Below are 17665 nucleotides of genomic sequence, written 5' to 3' on the forward strand. Positions count from 1 at the left end.
TGCTCGAAATTACCTTGGTGACCTCCCCTAGATAAATTGAGGGGAATCCTAAAACTGCTCCATAAATCTTTCGGCAACCGGTTTGAAAAAGTCAGGATACAGGTGATGTACCAGCTCGATTCGCCCTTCGTCGCCCAACTGCGCTATATCGGGTATAAGAGGCAGGCTGCCCAGGAAAGGAATCCCCGTCTCCTCTTCCACCTGCTTTCCCTTGCTCCTGCCAAACAATTCTATGACCTCTCCGCATTTAGGGCATTGAAGATAGCTCATGTTCTCCACAAAGCCCACAACAGGGACGTTCATCGTTTTCGCCATATGTATGGCCTTCCTTACAATCAATCCCACCAGCTCCTGCGGCGAGGTCACCACCACTATCCCGTCAAGGGGAAGGAACTGCATGACCGTCAGCGGTGCATCGCCTGTCCCAGGCGGCAGGTCCACCAGCAGGAAATCCAAATCACCCCAGTCCACTTCCTCGTAAAACTGTTTGACGACGCCGGATATTAGAGGCCCACGCCATATCACCGGCTGGTCTTCCTTGTCTAGAAGCAAATTTATAGACATGACCTCAATGCCTTTAACCGTAACGGCTGGCAGAAGCGCCCCTTCCCTGCTCTTTGCCTTGCCTTTTATGCCGAACAGCTTGGGTATGCTGGGACCGGTGATGTCGGCATCCAGAATTCCCACTTTATAGCCTTTCTCCTTGAGCCATGTGGCAAGCAGCGCCGTCACCGAGGACTTTCCTACCCCTCCTTTCCCGCTCATCACCGCAATCACGTGTTTTATATCGCCATACGGGTTGTTGGATTTGGGAATATTTACTTGTTTTGTGTTTGGATTTTGCATTTCCTGTGACATATACAATCTCCTTTCATTGATTTTGCATTTATTTATGATACGTCAAAAATAGGAAAACAGGCATTGTCCTTTTTGTGTAGTTTAACCCTTTACTCATGCAAAAGAGATGAGCAATATTATATTCATTTAAATTTTTTGTAACCGCATAATATTGACACCCTAACTCATATCCAAAGGCAATTCCTCCTCTTTTCGATACAGTACTGTTCAGGCAACACTATTTCAGCTAACAAAACAGCGGCCTAGGCAAAGCAAAACTTATTGGCATATGCCAATTATATTTTAGCCTCATTCTGTCAATCTGTCAACAATTATCAACTTTTAGAATCAGCCTGGTGGTGCCACATTATACTGTAGCCACATGAAAAGCGCCGCCCACCACCTTCCGATTGAAATCAGAAGCAACCAGACAGCACTTTTGTAATTGCAAGTATAAAAAATTTAAAAAGGCACAGTCAATTGTCCTGTGCCTCTTTCAAATTATGCCGTATTCGCTTCCACAGCCTGAATATGATACCCTTTTGTTCATCCACACGGAAGTATCTGCCAGTGGTACGCGGGACAAATATAATGCCTAGGTCCTCTATGGGATTCTGATAATCCCTGTACTCCAGGGTTATCACCTTATCCTTGCGCTTCACCTCTGCCCATATGAAGTACATACACTGGCTCAAAACCTCATGCAGCATATCCTCGCTGTTTATATCCCTGCCGTTTAGCCTCAGCAATATATCCCCGCGCTGTACGCCCATCTTTTGGGCCGAAGACTCAGGGAGTACCTCAAGAACCCTAAGCCCCCTCCATGGCACCGCAAAAGCCGGCTTGCCCTGCATCTGCTCCCGTTTGCTTAAAATGATGAGCAACTCGTGAAACAGAGGCGCACTCACCGCCGCAACATACTTCATCCAGTAAACCCGCGATGAAGCCACAGCCATAATTAAGATTGATGTGCTGTACACCCCCAACCAGAACCCCGACTCCCGCGTCCTTTCGTTCGGCAGCTGGGTTATAGCAATGTCACCGTATCCCAAAACAGCGACGATGGGCAGAAGGGCAAACACCTGCGCCATGTTTTGTGGCTTAAAAAGCGGCCACCAGTCAGGCATGGCCACACCACCACCCGAGGCCAGACTGGCACCGGCTTCCGGAATAACCAGCACCACCAGTGGTATGGGCCACACCTTTTGCATGAGGTATGCCCCAACCGGTTTGAACATCCTGTGCTCTATCCATACAGGGAGGCTGTCCTTGTAGCCATCCAGTATGATAAGCAGGCTCTCCATTAGGTGTAATATCCCCACAAGGGCAATTAAGGACGATACATCTATTTTAGGCCAACCCGTCAACAGGTTAACCAACGAAACTATTCCCCCGGCATAGGAAAAGCATATATACCTTTGATTGAACAGCATCAAGAAAAGCGCCAGGGGCCAAATAAAAAGTATGGCATTGTAATCGATAGCGATCCCAATCAGCACTATAAGGACGCTGGCCATCAGCCCCACAAGCATGCCACACAGCACCACGTCAGCAAGCTGAGTAGACACGGGATTGCGCAGAACGCCCAGCCATGACTCTTCCAGCCGCGCATTCCTCTGAATATACAGATAAGCCACCATCACAATACCTATAAAGAACAGGCTGGTTATAGCCTGCGCAAAAGAGGAAAATATAAGCTTTACTAAGGCCAAACCAAAGACCCCCTACTTCTTCTCGCTGAGCATCTTTCTTATCTCCTCAATACCCTTTTGCAGCTGAGTATCAAGTTCCACGGGTAGCTCCTTACTAGGATTTTCTTTTAAAAACTTCTTGGCCTCCTCGCTCAGGTCAACATCGATATCGGGTACGACGCCTTTTTGATGTATACCCCTTCCCTTTGGAGTGAAATATTTGGCAACCGTTATCTTGAGAGCCGACCCATCTCTGAAGGGACCGCGCAATCCCTGAACCAACCCCTTACCAAAGGTGGTTTTACCGATTATGGTACCTACACCATAATCCTGAATAGCACCTGACAACACTTCGGAAGCACTGGCGCTGTATTCATTGACAAGCACCACTAAGGGAATACCCAGATATTCTTTATCGGAATAGTACTTTTCGCCTCTTCCCTGGCGGTTTTCGCTGTACACGATTAAACCCTCTGGCAACAGCATATCAGCAATCTCAGTACATGCCTGAAGCAGGCCGCCGGGATTGCCGCGCAAATCCAGGACAAGCCCCTTCATCCCCTGGCCTTTGAGCTCCTCAACGGCATTTTTGAAATTTTTGGGCGAGTTCTCATCAAATTGGTACAGCCATATATAGCCGATTCCATCGCCTATCATCCTGTATTCCATGTCAGGAATCTCAATAACCGCACGCTCCAGAGTAAAGTTGAGGGGCTGGCCATCCCTCAAGATGGTGATATTTACCTTTGTGCCCGGCTCTCCCTTCATCATGCTGACCGCCTTATCCAGTTCACTTCCGGTTACTTCTAGATCCTCAACCTTGATGATCTTGTCCCCCTGCTGTATTCCAGCTTTGGCAGCAGGGCTGTCCTTAAAAGCTCTGACGACGGTTATGAGGTTGTCTTTCTCATCCACCGTAACCATAAGGCCCACGCCCGCGTAGCTGCCCTGCGTCTGCACGATAAATTCCTTGTACTCCTCCGCCGTAAAATAAGTGGTATAGGGGTCGCCCAGAGCGGCGGCCATGCCCTTTATGGCACCAACAAACAGCTTATCCTGATCAGGCTCCTCTATATAGTCCCTCTCAATGGTCTGCCTCACTTCTTCAAGCATCTGGTACTTTTCCAGCAGCTGATATACTTCCCTGCTTACCACATACCTGTTTCCACTTTGAATGTCGATATACTTGCTGACTTGAAGGGTTAAAAAGGATGAAAAAAATGCGGTGATGATAATGATGACAACTGCTCCCCATGCAGCGGCTTTCTTGCTTATCATCTAGGAATATTCCTCCTTAATACTGATTACAAATATTGTCAACATAAAATTATATATACTTGGATTTTGGCTTTATTATACCATCTTCTCAAGACTTTTCAAAATACTTTTTTGAATTTTTTAAATAACAAAACCATAGGCCAGAGAAGAACCGGCTCTTCTCTGGCCTATGTGCTGAGCGCGATTTATCGCCCCAAATACGGCATGGGATTAACAGGCACCCCGTCTTTCCTCACCTCAAAATGCGCATGGGGACCAGTTGATATGCCCGTGCTACCCACCTTCATAACCGGCTGCCCTCTCTTTACCTGCTGCCCCGCCGATACCAGGATTTGCGAACCATGGGCATAAAGGGTGGTTATACCTCCTCCATGTTCGATTATTACGCAGTTGCCGTAGCCGCCGTACCACCCTGCAAATATAACCGTTCCATCAGCGCCGGCCACAAAATTCTGGCCGTATATGCTTTGCCCGCTTCCATAATTTGAACCAATATCTATGCCTGTATGTAGCCTTCTGGTACCGTAAACAGGATGTACACGGTAGCCGAATGGCGAAGTTATGGTATAAAACCCTGGAACCGGCCACGCCAGTATGCCGCCTGTATATTGACTACCGGTTTGCTGGCTGCCGGTATCCCTGCCTGCTCTAGACTGGGCCTCCCTTTTGCGCTGTTCCTCCAGCTGCCTGAGCAATTGCTGGATGGTCTTTTCAAGTTCCTTTGACGTTCTTTCAAGCTCCTCCAAGTCGCGTTCATAACGCTCTTGCTGCTCCTTCAATTGCTGCAACAACAGGTTCTGCTCCTTCTTCTTTTGCTCGATCTCCGCCTTTTGTCTGGCTACTGCCTGCTTTTTCTGTGTAAGAGATTGCTCCAATTCTTCCAGCTCGGCCCGCTTTTTGTCCACCTGATCCCTGTACTGCTCCATCTGGTCAAGAACCTGTATATCAAAAGCTATCAGCTGCTGCACCATGGACATTCGATCCAAAAACTCGTTTATGCTTTTCGCTTCCAAAAGAAGCTCCAGATATGAAGGGACACCATTCATGTATATAGCCCTTATTCGATCAGCCATCAGCTCTTCCTGCTTTTCGGCCTCCTCAATAGCCCTCTCAAGCTCTTTGCGCGTCGCCTCCAGCTCCTCCTGCGTAGATTGCAGCTCTTTTTCAAGCTTATTTAGCTCCTGTTCCTTTTGTTTAAGCTGCTTTTCTATATCCTGCAGCCTGGCAGCCACCTCGTTTTGTTGTTGCTTGACCTCTTCCAGCTGCTCTTCAGTATTCTTTATCTCTTCATTGACCTCATTGAGCTGCTGTTTTTTCTTATCGATGTTGGAAGCAGCCATGGCGGTAACCCCAGTAAAAACAAACAAAACAGCACATAACAATGCAATAGCCCTGTATCGCATCCCCTTCACCCCAATACACGTTTATTTAAGGCATTCACATGCTCTTTTCAAATATATTGCCAGCAAAGCAGCAACGCCAAAGTCACCATTCATGTTTTGGTAACCATCAGCTCAACTTGCCTGCCAGCATATCCTACCATACCAATAATACATGCAAATCATCCGACTAAGAAGCATGTCCACCTTTTGATCAAAATAAACCATATGAAGTGGGGCATAATAGTAGGGCACAATGTCAACGTTTACACCCTCAAGTGCTTTCTGATTGACAGGCAGCTGGCCAACACGCCCACACACGCCCCCACCAGCAAAGAGGCTTCAAGGACATACAGCATTACTTCATTCAATGGCAGCAGTCTAAATATTCCCAGATACCCCCACCTCATGTTTATATAGCTGCTCCTGTCAAGCAAGAACTTGTAACCCAGCGCCACAACCCCTGTGGCTATTACGCTGCCCATCACTCCCAGGATGAGCCCTTCAATTATAAAAGGCCAGCGAATAAACCAGTCGGTGGCTCCAATGTATTTCATGATCCCTATCTCTCTTCTTCTGGAATACACCGTCAACCTGACGGTATTGCTGATGATAATGGCAGCCACACCCGCCAGGACAGCCACAAGGCCCATGCCCACCAACCGGATGGTCCGTGCAAGCCATTCTATAAACTCGGCCACCTTGCTGCTGTAGTTCACCTCTTCAATGGCAGGGATCTCTTTTGCCTTCTCCACAATGGTATTCACGTATTCCGGCTTCTCTATTTTAACCAAAAAGGAGTCAGGTAAAGGATTGTTCTCCCCGGTATACCCATCAAGCAGGCTTCCCTTATCGCCCAGCTGGCGCTTCCACTCTTCAAGAGCCTGATGCCTGGAGATAAACTCAACATCGTAAACGCCTTGCCAGCTGCTTATCTCCTTTTCCAAACTGGAGCGTTCACTGTCGGTCACTCCGTCTTTCAAAAACAGGGTAATCTCCATCTTGGATTCCACTTCTTTCATCATCACATCAAGGTTGACAACGATAACCAATATAAGTCCCAAGACGATCAGCGCAACCATTATGGCAGTGACTGACGCCAGCGACATGACACGATTGCGAAGGATATTTTGAAACCCGTGATAAACGAAAAACCTCCAGCTCCTAAGGTTCATCAAAATATCCCCCTTCCTGCTCGTCCTTGATCAAAACCCCCTTACGGAATTGAAGCACCCGTTTTCGCATAGCGTTGACGATGCTCTTGGCGTGAGTGGCCATGATTACGGTGGTCCCCCGACGATTTATCAGATTTATGATCTTCATGATCTCCATGGCAGTTACGGGATCCAGATTACCGGTGGGCTCGTCCGCGATGAGAATTGAGGGATTATTCACAAGGGCCCTGGCAAGAGCCACCCTCTGCTGTTCGCCGCCCGATAGCTGATGTGGGTAAGCATGGGCTTTTGAACCCAGCCCTACCATACTCAATACAGCCGGCACTCTCCTGCGGATCTCCTTTGGAGAAGCCCCCACAATCTCCATAGCAAAAGCCACGTTTTCATAAGCCGTCCTATCGGGAAGCAGCCTGAAGTCCTGGAACACCACTCCCAGCTTACGGCGATAATACGGAATTTCCTTCCTCTTTAAAGAGGATAAATCAACGTCATCCACAATTATGCTGCCAGATGTGGGCTCAATCTCCTTGAGAAGCAATTTTATCAACGTGGTCTTACCTGCGCCGCTAGCCCCCACTATAAACACAAACTCGCCATTTGCAATTGTAAAGTTTACATTTGATAGCGCACACAAACCATTGGGATAAACCTTTGTCACGTTTCTAAACTGTATCAAGAGTAACACTCCCGTTTCTGCTTATCTAGCATCATCATTATTTTAAATGTAACTGCATCATGGAAGTTTCTCAGGTCAAGCCCCAGTGCTCTCTGTATCTTGTCCAGGCGATACACCAGGGTGTTACGGTGAATATAAAGCTGCCTGGCAGTCTCGCTCAAATTCAAATTGTTTTCAAAAAATTTATTAATGGTAGTTATCATCTCTTCGTTGAGCACCTTTCTGGCTTCTTCGTTAAAAATCGCTTCACAGTACTTGTGTGAAATCTGCAGGGGAATCTCGTGCAGAAACCGCTCCAGAAGCAAGCTGTCATATCTGTATATTCGACCCGTCACGTCATACATCAACCCTACCTCTATGGCCTGCATGGCTTCAAGATACGATTCTCTCAGCTGAAAGATGCTGGGCTTAGTTCTACCTATTCCAATGCAGATCTTCACGGTAGTCTCGTTCAGAATAGTCTCTTCCATAGCAGCTGCCATCTGCTCCAGCTCATCCTCATCCATCTCGTCAAACACCCGCTTAACCAGTATCACCGTTCGGTTATCAAACAATATCAGAATATCTCCCTGACTTTTAGGGAAAACTTTTAAAAGCAGTTTGTAGACCTGTTCGGCCTCCATGCTGGCAGTACGTATGACAAGCACACATCGAGCTACGTTGGGTTCAAGCTTATACTCTCGAGCCAGCTCCTGAAGCTCAAGGTCGGACACCTGATCCAGTATAATCCTGCGCACAACCTCTTCTCGATTAAGCTTCTGTATATTGGACTTCAAATACAGCTCAATGATTGATGCAATAAGCATACAGTAGTTCCTGGTGACCTTGCTTACACCATCCATGGCTATAAAATAAGTGATGGTCTTATCAACGCTGAACTTCAAATAAGTCCTGCCGTTGTGAACAAAGGTGAGCCTGCCGTTTATGGTATCGTAGTCCCTCACAGCCGGCTCAGCCTGTCCCACTCTCTCCCTGTCGCTACTGGCCACAATCATCCCCGCAGGATCGACGATATCGGTCGTTACCTGGATATTGCGCGCCACCCTGTCCAGTACCTTTTGCATCCTTTGCTCGGTTAGCATAATATTACCACCCAAATATAAGTATACATTAATTTATGAAATAAAAAAAGCAGAAATATTATCCATAAAGACAATATTTCTGCTTTTTTTACAAAAAGTCCTCTTTGATTTTAAAGGATATTTATCTAAGCAGTATGGTCTCTTCCGTATCCTTATCAAAGAAGTGCAGCTTGTTGGTATCAAAGGCAATCTTAATGGTATCGCCCACTCTTGCCTTGGACCTCGGGTTAACTCTTGCCACCAGGTTCCTGCCCGATACCGTCAGGTACAAGTAAGTCTCAGAACCCAGGAGCTCTACAACGTCTACATGAGCCTTTACCGTGCTGTCTGCAGCACTGGCTAAGAATATCTCCTCATCATGGAGGTCCTCAGGACGAATACCCATTATTACTTCTTTACCGATATAGGAAGGATCTTTAAATTTCCTTACCTTGCCTGCCGGAATCTTGATCTTGTTATCCTCAAATACGGCGTATACGTCATCGCCCTCTTTTACCAGGTGCACATTGATAAAGTTCATCTGCGGGCTACCGATAAATCCTGCTACGAACAAGTTGACGGGATAGTCGTACAAGTTCTGAGGTGTGTCTACCTGTTGGATGAATCCATCCTTCATGACAACGATACGCGTACCCATGGTCATAGCTTCGGTCTGATCGTGCGTTACGTAGATGAAAGTGGTTTGCAATCTCTGATGTAGCTTTGTAAGCTCGGTTCTCATCTGCACCCTCAGTTTCGCATCCAAGTTGGACAACGGCTCATCCATCAAGAACACCTTAGGTTCACGGACTATAGCACGCCCTACAGCCACCCTCTGTCTCTGTCCACCCGACAGAGCCTTGGGTTTTCTGTTCAACAGATGCTCAATATCCAGCATCCGTGCGGCTTCCCTTACGCGCCGATCTATTTCGGCCTTGGGTACCTTCCTGAGCTTGAGACCGAAAGCCATGTTGTCGTATACCGTCATATGCGGATACAGAGCGTAGTTCTGGAAAACCATCGCTATATCCCTGTCTTTGGGAGCCACATCGTTGACCAATCTATCGCCGATGTAGAGTTCCCCTTCTGTGATCTCCTCTAGCCCGGCAACCATACGCAGTGTAGTAGTCTTTCCACATCCAGAAGGGCCTACCAAAACTATAAACTCCTTATCAGCAATATCAAGGTTAAAATTGCTTACAGCAGTGACCCCTCCTGGATATACCTTAGACACGTTTCTAAAAGTTACACTTGCCATTTAAACCCCTCCATAACAGTATTTTCCGCACCCCTTGGATGCAAAACTTAAAAAATAAATACCAAGTATGATTATATTATAATGTCTCCAGGACAATCTGACTATAGATATTATTAACAAAAAAAGCACATTAGTTTTTGAAAGTATTGCATAAATGTTGAATATCCTTCTTCCACTTTAATATTTTATTACTTGCCACTACCCGCTTCAACAGAATATATGCCTCTATGCATAAATAATAAATGCAACGATTAAGGTGATATATCATAGGATTATTATAGGTATGTGAAAAATTTTAATAAAACACGCTCAACATGTTGTATTTTTATACAATAATATTTATAATTATAACATGTGCATTAAAAATCAAAGGGGGTCACAGCGTTGATCAGGGTTAGCGTTGTTGGCGCAACGGGATATGCCGGAATAGAGCTGGTGAGGCTGCTCTACTCCCATCCACAAGTGGAGCTTGTGCATCTCGTATCCCAGAGCTTTGCTGAACAGCCTATATCCGACATATATCCAAATTTCAAAGGATTGCTCGACAAGGCGTGCAGCCAGCTCGACATCGACAAAATCGCAGAGGAAAGCGACGTCGTATTCACCTCGCTGCCTCACGGGATTTCAAACCAAGTGATCCCGGCTCTGTACGAAAGGGGCAAAAAGGTGATTGACTTAAGCGGCGATTTTCGATACAAATCAGCGGAAGTATACGAAAAGTGGTACGGCACCCGTCACGTACGCCCAGACCTGCTGCAAGCGTCGGTATACGGGCTTCCGGAATTACACAGGGATGAGATCAAAACAGCCAGGCTAATAGGCAACCCCGGCTGCTATCCCACATGTGCTATATTGGGTCTGGCTCCACTGGTAAAGCAGGGGCTGATTGACTTAAATTCCATCATCATAGATGCCAAATCCGGAGCCACGGGTGCGGGCAGGGAGCCGTCACAGGGCCTTCACTTTTGCGAAGTGGATGAAAACATAAAAGCGTACAACGTGGCAACTCACCGCCACACTTCCGAGATAGAGCAGGAACTCGGCATACTGGCCCAAAGGGAGGTCACATTATCGTTTACCCCGCATCTTTTGCCTGTAAAACGGGGAATCCTGAGCACCATATACGCCAATTTGAAAAAATCGCTGAGCTTTGGAGATGTTTACAGCCTGTACAGCGAGTTTTACGCCGGCGAGCCGTTTATAGTCCTTCACCAGGAAGGAAACCTCCCCGAGATAAAGCACGTAAATGGCTCAAACAACTGCCACATCGGATTTGTGGTTGACAGGCGCACCCACCGGATAATAGTCGTGGCGGCAATAGACAACCTCATAAAAGGCGCAGGAGGGCAAGCTGTACAAAACATGAATATACTGTTTGGTCTGGACGAGACCATGGGGCTGCGAAATCCTGGATGGTACCTCTAAAACAGCTACCATCACATCTGCGTTGCTGCGTTATAAAGAAATAAAGGGCAATTTTAGGATAGGGCAATTTTAGGATAATCAAAATTTTCAGCCCAAATAAGAAGCCAATATATTTAAGAGAAATCTTAGGGGAGAGGAGAACGATTATGGATACATTGATTCATAAGGCCAACATCTTAACCGAGGCCTTGCCTTATATACAGCAGCTCAGCGGCAAAACTGTTGTTATAAAGTACGGCGGAAATGCCATGATAAGCGACGACATAAGCCGTACCATCATGCAGGATATCACCCTTCTCAAATACGTGGGCGTAAATCCCATTGTAGTGCACGGCGGTGGACCAGAGATCACCAAAATGCTTGAGGCTTTAAATATCCCATCTAAATTTTACAAGGGACTGCGCATTACAACAAAGGAAGCCATGGAAGTAGTGCAAATGGTATTAACGGGAAAGATCAACAAGGATATAGTATCCCAGCTCAATTCCCTGGGGGGCAAAGCCATAGGCCTGTGCGGGAAAGATGCTAACCTAATAGAGGTAGAGCCCATGGAGCCCATAGATGGAGTGGACCTGGGCTATGTGGGGAAGATCAAAAATATAAACTGCAAAGTGCTGGAGATACTGGCAAGGGATGAGTACATCCCCGTAATTGCCCCCATAGGCGTAGGCCCTGACGGACAGAGCTACAATATAAACGCCGATACGGTAGCGGGAGAGGTGGCCGCGGCTCTAAAAGCCGAAAAGCTGATATTTCTCACAGACGTCGATGGGATAAGGCGAGACCCGCAGGACCCCGAATCAATCATATCGGTCATAACAGTAGAAGAAGTGTACGACCTGATAGACAAGGGTATAATCACCGGCGGCATGATACCAAAGGTAAAGGGCTGTATAAAGAGCATCGAGCAGGGCGTCAAACGCACTCACATTGTCAACGGCACCATCCCCCATCCCATCCTTCTTGAGATATTCACCGATAAAGGGATTGGCACCATGGTGACGCGATAAAACTTAGAAAATCCATTAAAGCAGTCATTGCAATGACTGCTTTTTTGCTATATCCTATTTAGAGAAAAACTTACGAAAGAGGGGATCTCATTGACCCGCAAATCAGGCAGATCAAAAGCTGCACAAAACGCCCTTGCCAACCTGGCCATAATAGCCACCGTCATCTTCTGGGGAATGTCATTTGTGAGCTCCAAGGCCATCCTCAATGCAGGCGTGCCTCCATTTACCATGGCCTTCCTTCGCTTTCTCATAGCATCCTTGATCCTGCTACCTATTCTCAAGCGATTACAGCCCGACACCAATATACGAAAAGAGGACAAAGTTCCTTTGATGTTGAGTGCCCTTTTCGGAGTGACCATATACTTTTTGTTTGAGACCTGGGGAATAAAGCTCACATCGGCAGCAAGCGCATCCATGATAGTTGCCAGCATACCCGTATTCACCATATGCGCCGAATATGTCATCTATAAAAATAGTATTTCGCCCATTAAATGGCTTGGGGTATTGATGTCAATAACAGGGGTCTATTTCATAATTAAAAGAGGACAACCCAGTGAGAACAACCCGCAGGCTCTCTGGGGCAACTTGCTTATGATTGGCGCCTGCCTGTCATGGGTTGCATATATATTAATAAGCAAAGGCTTAAACAGCAGGCTTTCGGGGCTGGCGCTCACCACATATCAGAGCTTGTTCGGAGCGCTGTTTCTTCTGCCGCTCGCTCTCCTTGAACGCAACCTCTGGCGCCCCATACCCCCTATAGCATGGATAAACATAATATACCTGGCCGTATTCTGCAGTGCAATAAGCTATTTCCTCTATATATATTCCCTCTCACACCTGGATTCAGTGGTGGTCTCATCGTATGTAAACCTTATACCGGTGGTAAGCGCCCTGGGCGGCACATTTATACTGGGAGAAGAGATAACCCTGCAGCAGATTTTAGGCGGACTGATAGTAATAGCGGGCGTTTATGTAGTGAATCTAAAAAAGGAGGAGGCATACAGGAATCTCAAGCAACACAAGCAAACCACCAGTTATTAGCTGAAAAGGTCAAACATTGCAAATATTGTAATGTAAAAGCGCTGTAAATGCTGTATTACTCTTAAATTTTTACACATAGGCGGTACCAAATCAATTTGACGAAATGCTATTGTAATATCTTTACTTTGCCATTATAATTTAATTCTAGATGTTGCAGTAATCTCTCCACCAACAATCCCTCATTTTAAACACAAAACATGGAAACAGCCGAAGCAAACATTTAAACTAAACCGTTGGTAAGCCATAATCCTAAAATCGTCTGGGATGGTAAACACAAATAAAAAAATCAGATGAGGTGATATATCGTGTCTTTAAGCCCTGAATGGAGACACAGGATACTGAGCTGGAAAAACGAGCTCACCCGTCATTTCTACATACCCCTGGGTGAAATTGAGTGGGAAGGGTTTACCACAAAGCAGCAGCTCACCTACAGGGAAGCATTAAAAGGAAACTTTTCTCCCATGCCACAGGGTACAAAATGGGGTGCAAAGTGGGAATACGGTTGGTTCAGGAGCACTATAACCCTGCCAGATGAAGCGGCAGGCAAACGCATCGTGCTGAAAGTCGACGTTGGTGGAGAAAGCGCCATATATGTAAATGGCGTAAATGCTGGAGCAAAAGACAATGAACACCACGAGGTAACATTGACCATGAACGGGGTTCCAGGGCAGCAGTATGAGATACTGGTAGAGGCTTATGCCGGTCACGGCCCCAGAGTGGCCAGCGTAGGGCCCACGCCTCCTGGACGCATCACCGTTCCCGAACCCGGTCCCACCCAAGCCGTGGTGGGAAAGAGCACCTATGGCATCTGGGAGGAAGAGGTCTACCAGCTGTGGCTTGATGTGCAGACTCTGTTCGAGGTTCGTGAAAGCCTTGATCCCAATTCATTGAGAGTGGCCGAAATCGATGCCGGCCTTAAAGATTTTACTTTAATAGTGGATTTTGAGCTGCCATATGAGGAAATGATGAAAACCATTAGCGCCGGAAGGGAGCGGTTAAAACCCCTTTTGGAGTGCGTCAACGGCTCTACTGCTCCCATCATGTTTGCATTTGGGCATTCGCACATAGATGTGGCCTGGCTATGGCCGCTGGCCGAAACCGAAAGAAAATGTGCCCGCACCTTTGCAACCCAACTGGCATTGATGGATGAATATCCGGAATACAAGTTCTTGCAGAGTCAACCCCACCTTTACATGATGGTGAAGCGGCGCTATCCTGAGCTTTACGAAAGGATCAAGGAAGCCGTCAAAAGAGGCCAGTTCATCCCTGAAGGCGGAATGTGGGTTGAGGCCGACACCAACATATCCGGCGGCGAAAGCCTGATTAGGCAGTTCATACATGGTAAGCGCTTTTTCAAAGAGGAGTTCGGCATAGACAGCAAGCTGTGTTGGCTTCCCGACGTATTTGGCTATTCAGCCGCTCTTCCTCAGATCATGAAAGGGTGTGGCATCAAATATTTTTCCACCCAAAAGATATTCTGGGGCGCATACACTGGCGGGGAGCCATTCCCTTACAACACCTTCATATGGGAGGGAATAGACGGCTCTGAGATTTTGGTGCACCTGCACAACGACTATAACTCCCATACCAATCCGGCTACGCTGATCCAGCGTTGGAACGAGCGCGTCCAGAAGGATGGGATATCCACGCGCCTGCTTCCCTTCGGCCATGGAGATGGCGGCGGTGGTCCAACGCGCGACCACCTGGAATACTTAAGGCGGTGCAAGGACCTGGAAGGAGTACCCAGGACAAAGATATGCCATCCACTAGAATTCTTCTATGACCTTGAAAAACGTGGGTTCCCCGAAAACAGGTATGTGGGTGAACTTTATTTCCAGGCACATCGCGGCACTTACACTTCCCAAGCCAGGACCAAGAGAGGCAACCGCAAGAGCGAAATAGCCCTCAGAGAAGCCGAGATATGGGGAGCAACCGCCAGAGCGCTTAAAGGATATGCCTTCCCGCTGCAAACCGTGGACCAGGCGTGGAAGACCGTGTTGCTCAACCAGTTCCACGACATCCTGCCGGGTTCATCCATCCAAAGGGTATATGAGGAAGCCGAAGCAGATTATGAAAAGGTAATCTCTACCGCCAAAAAGGTAGCAGAAGAAGCCGCTTCCAGTCTATTGGAACGAGCATCAGAAAAAGCAATTACGGTATTCAATTCACTCTCATGGAGCAGGACGGCCATAGTGCCATTGCCCAAGGAATTTAAAGGGGCTACGCTGGCTGATGGGCGACCTTTGCCAGTTCAGCAATCGGAAGATGGCCTGCTGGCTGAGGTTGAAGTGCCCTCCTGCGGATGGATTACGCTGTATCCCGGAGATGGGAAGGCAATCGAAAATGTCCTCAAGATTACCCTGCATTCGATGGAGAACGAGTTTTTGCGCATAGAGTTTAACGACAAAGGCGAAATAGTGAGCATATTTGATAAAGAGGCTGACCGCGAGCTTGCTGCCGGGCCTTGTAACAGCTTCAAGATGTACAAGGATGTTCCCAGCCACTGGGATGCGTGGGATATCGACAGCATGTACAGCTTAACGCCGGTCGAGCTGAATGAGCCCGCTTCGTTTGAGGTGGTATCCCAGGGGCCTCTGATGGCCATTCTCAGGGTCAAAAGGAAGCTCCACAACTCCCTCATGACCCAGGATATCATCTTGCGGCGCAACAGCAGGCGTGTTGACTTCGTGACTACAATTGACTGGCAGGAATCCCACAAGCTGCTAAAAGTGGCCTTCCCGGTAAATATTCATACAAACGAGGGCGTACACGAAATACAGTTTGGCCACTTGAAACGCCCCAACCACAAATCGCGGCCGTTTGATGCTGACCGGTTTGAGGTATGCAACCACAAATGGACGGCCCTTATGGAAGAAAACCGCGGGTTTGCAGTGTTAAACGACTGCAAGTATGGAGTAAACACCCTAGGCAACAGCATCAACCTGACGCTTTTGAGGGCACCTTTGGCACCCGACATGAACGCTGACAGGGGCATCCAGCACTTCACCTATTCGTTCTATACATGGAACGGCAGCTTTGCGGAAAGCGACGTAATCCGCGAGGCCTATGACATCAACTGTCCTGTGATGGTGGTCAACGGTGCCACCGAAAATTGCACTTCGCTGTTCTCACTGGATGCCGCTAACATAATCCTTGAAACAGTGAAGATTCCCGAAGATGGCTCAAATGATATAATACTGCGGCTGTACGAATCCAGACGCACGGCCACACGCTGTACCCTGTCGGTAGCATTCCCCATTGCAGGGGCTGAACAGACCGACATGCTCGAGAATACCGAAAAAGAGCTGGTGGTTCGGGACAATAAGATAGAACTGGACTTTAGGCCCTTCGAAATCAAAACCATACGCTTAAAGTTGCCAAAAACAAAGCAATAAATAAGGGTTGACTATAAAGATTTACCTTGCTTAACAAGCCGGATATATAAACTTGTTTGACTACTCGCAGAAAAAGGCGTTAAAAGTGAATGCTATAATAGGGCAGTTTGTGTCATCATCAATCAGACAAAAAGAGAGGGGATACAATCCGTTGAACAATCCCCTCTTTTTTATGCAAATTCCCTTGTCATTAATTGCCCTGTCATTGCTTATACATCGCCCTGATAGGCTGCACTATGCGTGTTTAATAGCCCCCGTTGGGCAGCTGTCCATGGCTTCCTGGGCATCTTGTTCCAGCTCGGCCGGAACATCGGTGGCTATGGCTTCTGCCTTATCGTCGGCATTCCAATGGAATACCTCTTCACATGTGTTGATGCATAGCCCACAGCTTATACAGAGGTCTTGATCAACGGTTACCTTCAACTTCATTCCTCCTCTTCATCATTTCGTTGATATTCTCTCTATATTTTTCCCATAAGTCCCTGTTTTGATTAATACATTTTAAATGCGACGTAGCCATATATACTTAAAAAGTACAAGTCAATAGATATATTTTTTAACTTACAATTGTTATTACGTTATATGCCTTGTATTTTGAATATATCATACAATTTCTTTTAGTTTCTTTGTGTCAGCAGTTCATACTACTTAATTTAACGTCTTACCTTAATTTATCGCAAAAATTGTGGTATAATAACAAATTTATTTTTTCATCCTATTTGTCAATTTATGAATAATTTCAGACTATTTTAAGAGGAGAGGTGATGAAGTAGATGCAAAAAGCAGACAGGAGGGAGATAGCAATAAAACGAGCACAGGAGCTCAAAGAGAGAATCAAAGATTACATTGAAGCAAAAGCAAAAATCCCAAAAGGGTTGGAAATGCAAAGCCAGTTTGAAGAGAACAAATAAAAGCTGCTTAAGATATTAAACGCTACTGAAGATAACTGGAATGACTGGCATTGGCAGCTTAAAAACATGATCAAAGACGTGGACGTTTTAAGCCAATTTATAGAGCTGGACGAAAAGACAAAAGGATATTCAAAAAACTTTCCAGCCTTTACCGATCACGAGGACCTGATTATGTAGTATTACGCACATAGGAAGGCAAAATTGTAAAATGTAGAAATTTACCTTCCCAAGACATCAAAACCACTATGGAAGAAACCAAACAATTTGAACAAAGCGAAGGAAGAGTCGGCTGATGCCGGCTATTCCATACTTTTCTGATGTTTGCAGCTTTTCGCTCCTCTTTTCATATATAGTATGCCCTCGAAAAGTCTGAGAGCTTTATTTTAGCTTGTTTGCAGGTTCGGTCTTGGGATTTCACCCCATAATTATTCTGCAAGGTCGCCCTACAAAATCAATCGTTGTGCCTATGTTGCTCAGCTACTTTTCGAGAGCGTTCATATACCATAACGATAATTTTTATATTCAGCA

The 17665-nt window shown here is 46.6% G+C and carries 14 protein-coding genes; 5 read left to right on the top strand and 9 right to left on the bottom strand.

The features are described from left to right. Positions 1-48 precede the first annotated feature (48 nt). From KVG29_RS03350 to KVG29_RS03385, 8 genes are all read right to left on the bottom strand, one after another. Complete coding sequence (locus KVG29_RS03350; RefSeq protein WP_338084612.1) at positions 49-858, bottom strand: Mrp/NBP35 family ATP-binding protein; 810 nt, start codon at positions 856-858, stop codon at positions 49-51. 455 nt (positions 859-1313) lie between these two features. Further along, positions 1314-2549: a PDZ domain-containing protein gene (locus KVG29_RS03355; protein ID WP_252226529.1), complete on the bottom strand. Its 1236-nt coding sequence runs from the start codon at positions 2547-2549 to the stop codon at positions 1314-1316. A 12-nt stretch (positions 2550-2561) separates the two neighbouring features. After that, the gene (locus KVG29_RS03360; RefSeq protein WP_252226531.1) at positions 2562-3806 is read right to left on the bottom strand and encodes a S41 family peptidase; all 1245 of its coding nucleotides are present in this window, start codon (positions 3804-3806) and stop codon (positions 2562-2564) included. A 185-nt stretch (positions 3807-3991) separates the two neighbouring features. After that, positions 3992-5209 carry a murein hydrolase activator EnvC family protein gene (locus KVG29_RS03365; protein ID WP_252226787.1) on the bottom strand — a complete coding sequence of 406 codons (1218 nt, stop codon included), beginning with the start codon at positions 5207-5209 and terminating at the stop codon, positions 3992-3994. 242 nt (positions 5210-5451) lie between these two features. Then, the gene (gene ftsX, locus KVG29_RS03370) at positions 5452-6360 is read right to left on the bottom strand and encodes a permease-like cell division protein FtsX (protein ID WP_252226533.1); all 909 of its coding nucleotides are present in this window, start codon (positions 6358-6360) and stop codon (positions 5452-5454) included. Further along, positions 6350-7036, bottom strand: coding sequence for a cell division ATP-binding protein FtsE (ftsE, locus tag KVG29_RS03375; protein WP_252226535.1), 687 nt, complete (start codon positions 7034-7036; stop codon positions 6350-6352). Before ftsE ends, ftsX begins: the two co-directional genes overlap by 11 nt. Beyond that, positions 7033-8118: a helix-turn-helix domain-containing protein gene (locus KVG29_RS03380; protein ID WP_252226537.1), complete on the bottom strand. Its 1086-nt coding sequence runs from the start codon at positions 8116-8118 to the stop codon at positions 7033-7035. Before KVG29_RS03380 ends, ftsE begins: the two co-directional genes overlap by 4 nt. A gap of 121 nt (positions 8119-8239) precedes the next feature. Then, positions 8240-9355 (bottom strand): ABC transporter ATP-binding protein, encoded by a 1116-nt coding sequence (locus tag KVG29_RS03385; RefSeq protein WP_252226539.1) that lies wholly within the window; start codon positions 9353-9355, stop codon positions 8240-8242. Between the two features lie 384 nt (positions 9356-9739). Here KVG29_RS03385 and argC point away from each other — a divergent pair, with 384 nt between their 5' ends. The 4 genes from argC (at position 9740) to KVG29_RS03405 (ending at position 16226) form a co-directional block, all read left to right on the top strand. Then, positions 9740-10780, top strand: a complete 1041-nt coding sequence (gene argC, locus KVG29_RS03390) for an N-acetyl-gamma-glutamyl-phosphate reductase (protein ID WP_252226540.1) — start codon at positions 9740-9742, stop codon at positions 10778-10780. Positions 10781-10926: 146 nt separating this feature from the next. Continuing rightward, positions 10927-11790, top strand: a complete 864-nt coding sequence (gene argB / locus KVG29_RS03395; protein ID WP_252226542.1) for an acetylglutamate kinase — start codon at positions 10927-10929, stop codon at positions 11788-11790. A gap of 90 nt (positions 11791-11880) precedes the next feature. After that, a complete protein-coding gene (locus tag KVG29_RS03400) occupies positions 11881-12831 on the top strand; it encodes a DMT family transporter (protein ID WP_252226544.1) in 951 nt (316 codons plus the stop codon). A gap of 305 nt (positions 12832-13136) precedes the next feature. After that, positions 13137-16226, top strand: a complete 3090-nt coding sequence (locus KVG29_RS03405; protein ID WP_252226546.1) for an alpha-mannosidase — start codon at positions 13137-13139, stop codon at positions 16224-16226. Between the two features lie 234 nt (positions 16227-16460). Here the strand turns inward: KVG29_RS03405 and KVG29_RS03410 are convergent, their stop codons facing one another. After that, complete coding sequence (locus tag KVG29_RS03410) at positions 16461-16649, bottom strand: ferredoxin (RefSeq protein ID WP_252226789.1); 189 nt, start codon at positions 16647-16649, stop codon at positions 16461-16463. Between the two features lie 350 nt (positions 16650-16999). Between KVG29_RS03410 and KVG29_RS03415 the strand changes: the two genes are divergently transcribed. Beyond that, positions 17000-17137: a hypothetical protein gene (locus tag KVG29_RS03415; protein ID WP_252226548.1), complete on the top strand. Its 138-nt coding sequence runs from the start codon at positions 17000-17002 to the stop codon at positions 17135-17137. The last annotated feature ends 528 nt before the right edge of the window (positions 17138-17665 follow it).

The organism is Caldicoprobacter algeriensis, from assembly GCF_023838525.1.
GTDB lineage: Bacteria > Bacillota > Clostridia > Caldicoprobacterales > Caldicoprobacteraceae > Caldicoprobacter > Caldicoprobacter algeriensis.

What these genes read in the sequence shown, in the direction of transcription:
- KVG29_RS03350 (WP_338084612.1), bottom strand. Translation starts at nt 858, where the DNA reads ATGTCACAGGAAATGCAAAATCCAAACACAAAACAAGTAAATATTCCC.
- KVG29_RS03360 (WP_252226531.1), bottom strand. Translation starts at nt 3,806, where the DNA reads ATGATAAGCAAGAAAGCCGCTGCATGGGGAGCAGTTGTCATCATTATC.
- KVG29_RS03365 (WP_252226787.1), bottom strand. Translation starts at nt 5,209, where the DNA reads ATGCGATACAGGGCTATTGCATTGTTATGTGCTGTTTTGTTTGTTTTT.
- ftsX (WP_252226533.1), bottom strand. Translation starts at nt 6,360, where the DNA reads ATGAACCTTAGGAGCTGGAGGTTTTTCGTTTATCACGGGTTTCAAAAT.
- KVG29_RS03380 (WP_252226537.1), bottom strand. Translation starts at nt 8,118, where the DNA reads ATGCTAACCGAGCAAAGGATGCAAAAGGTACTGGACAGGGTGGCGCGC.
- KVG29_RS03385 (WP_252226539.1), bottom strand. Translation starts at nt 9,355, where the DNA reads ATGGCAAGTGTAACTTTTAGAAACGTGTCTAAGGTATATCCAGGAGGG.
- argB (WP_252226542.1), top strand. Translation starts at nt 10,927, where the DNA reads ATGGATACATTGATTCATAAGGCCAACATCTTAACCGAGGCCTTGCCT.
- KVG29_RS03415 (WP_252226548.1), top strand. Translation starts at nt 17,000, where the DNA reads ATGCAAAAAGCAGACAGGAGGGAGATAGCAATAAAACGAGCACAGGAG.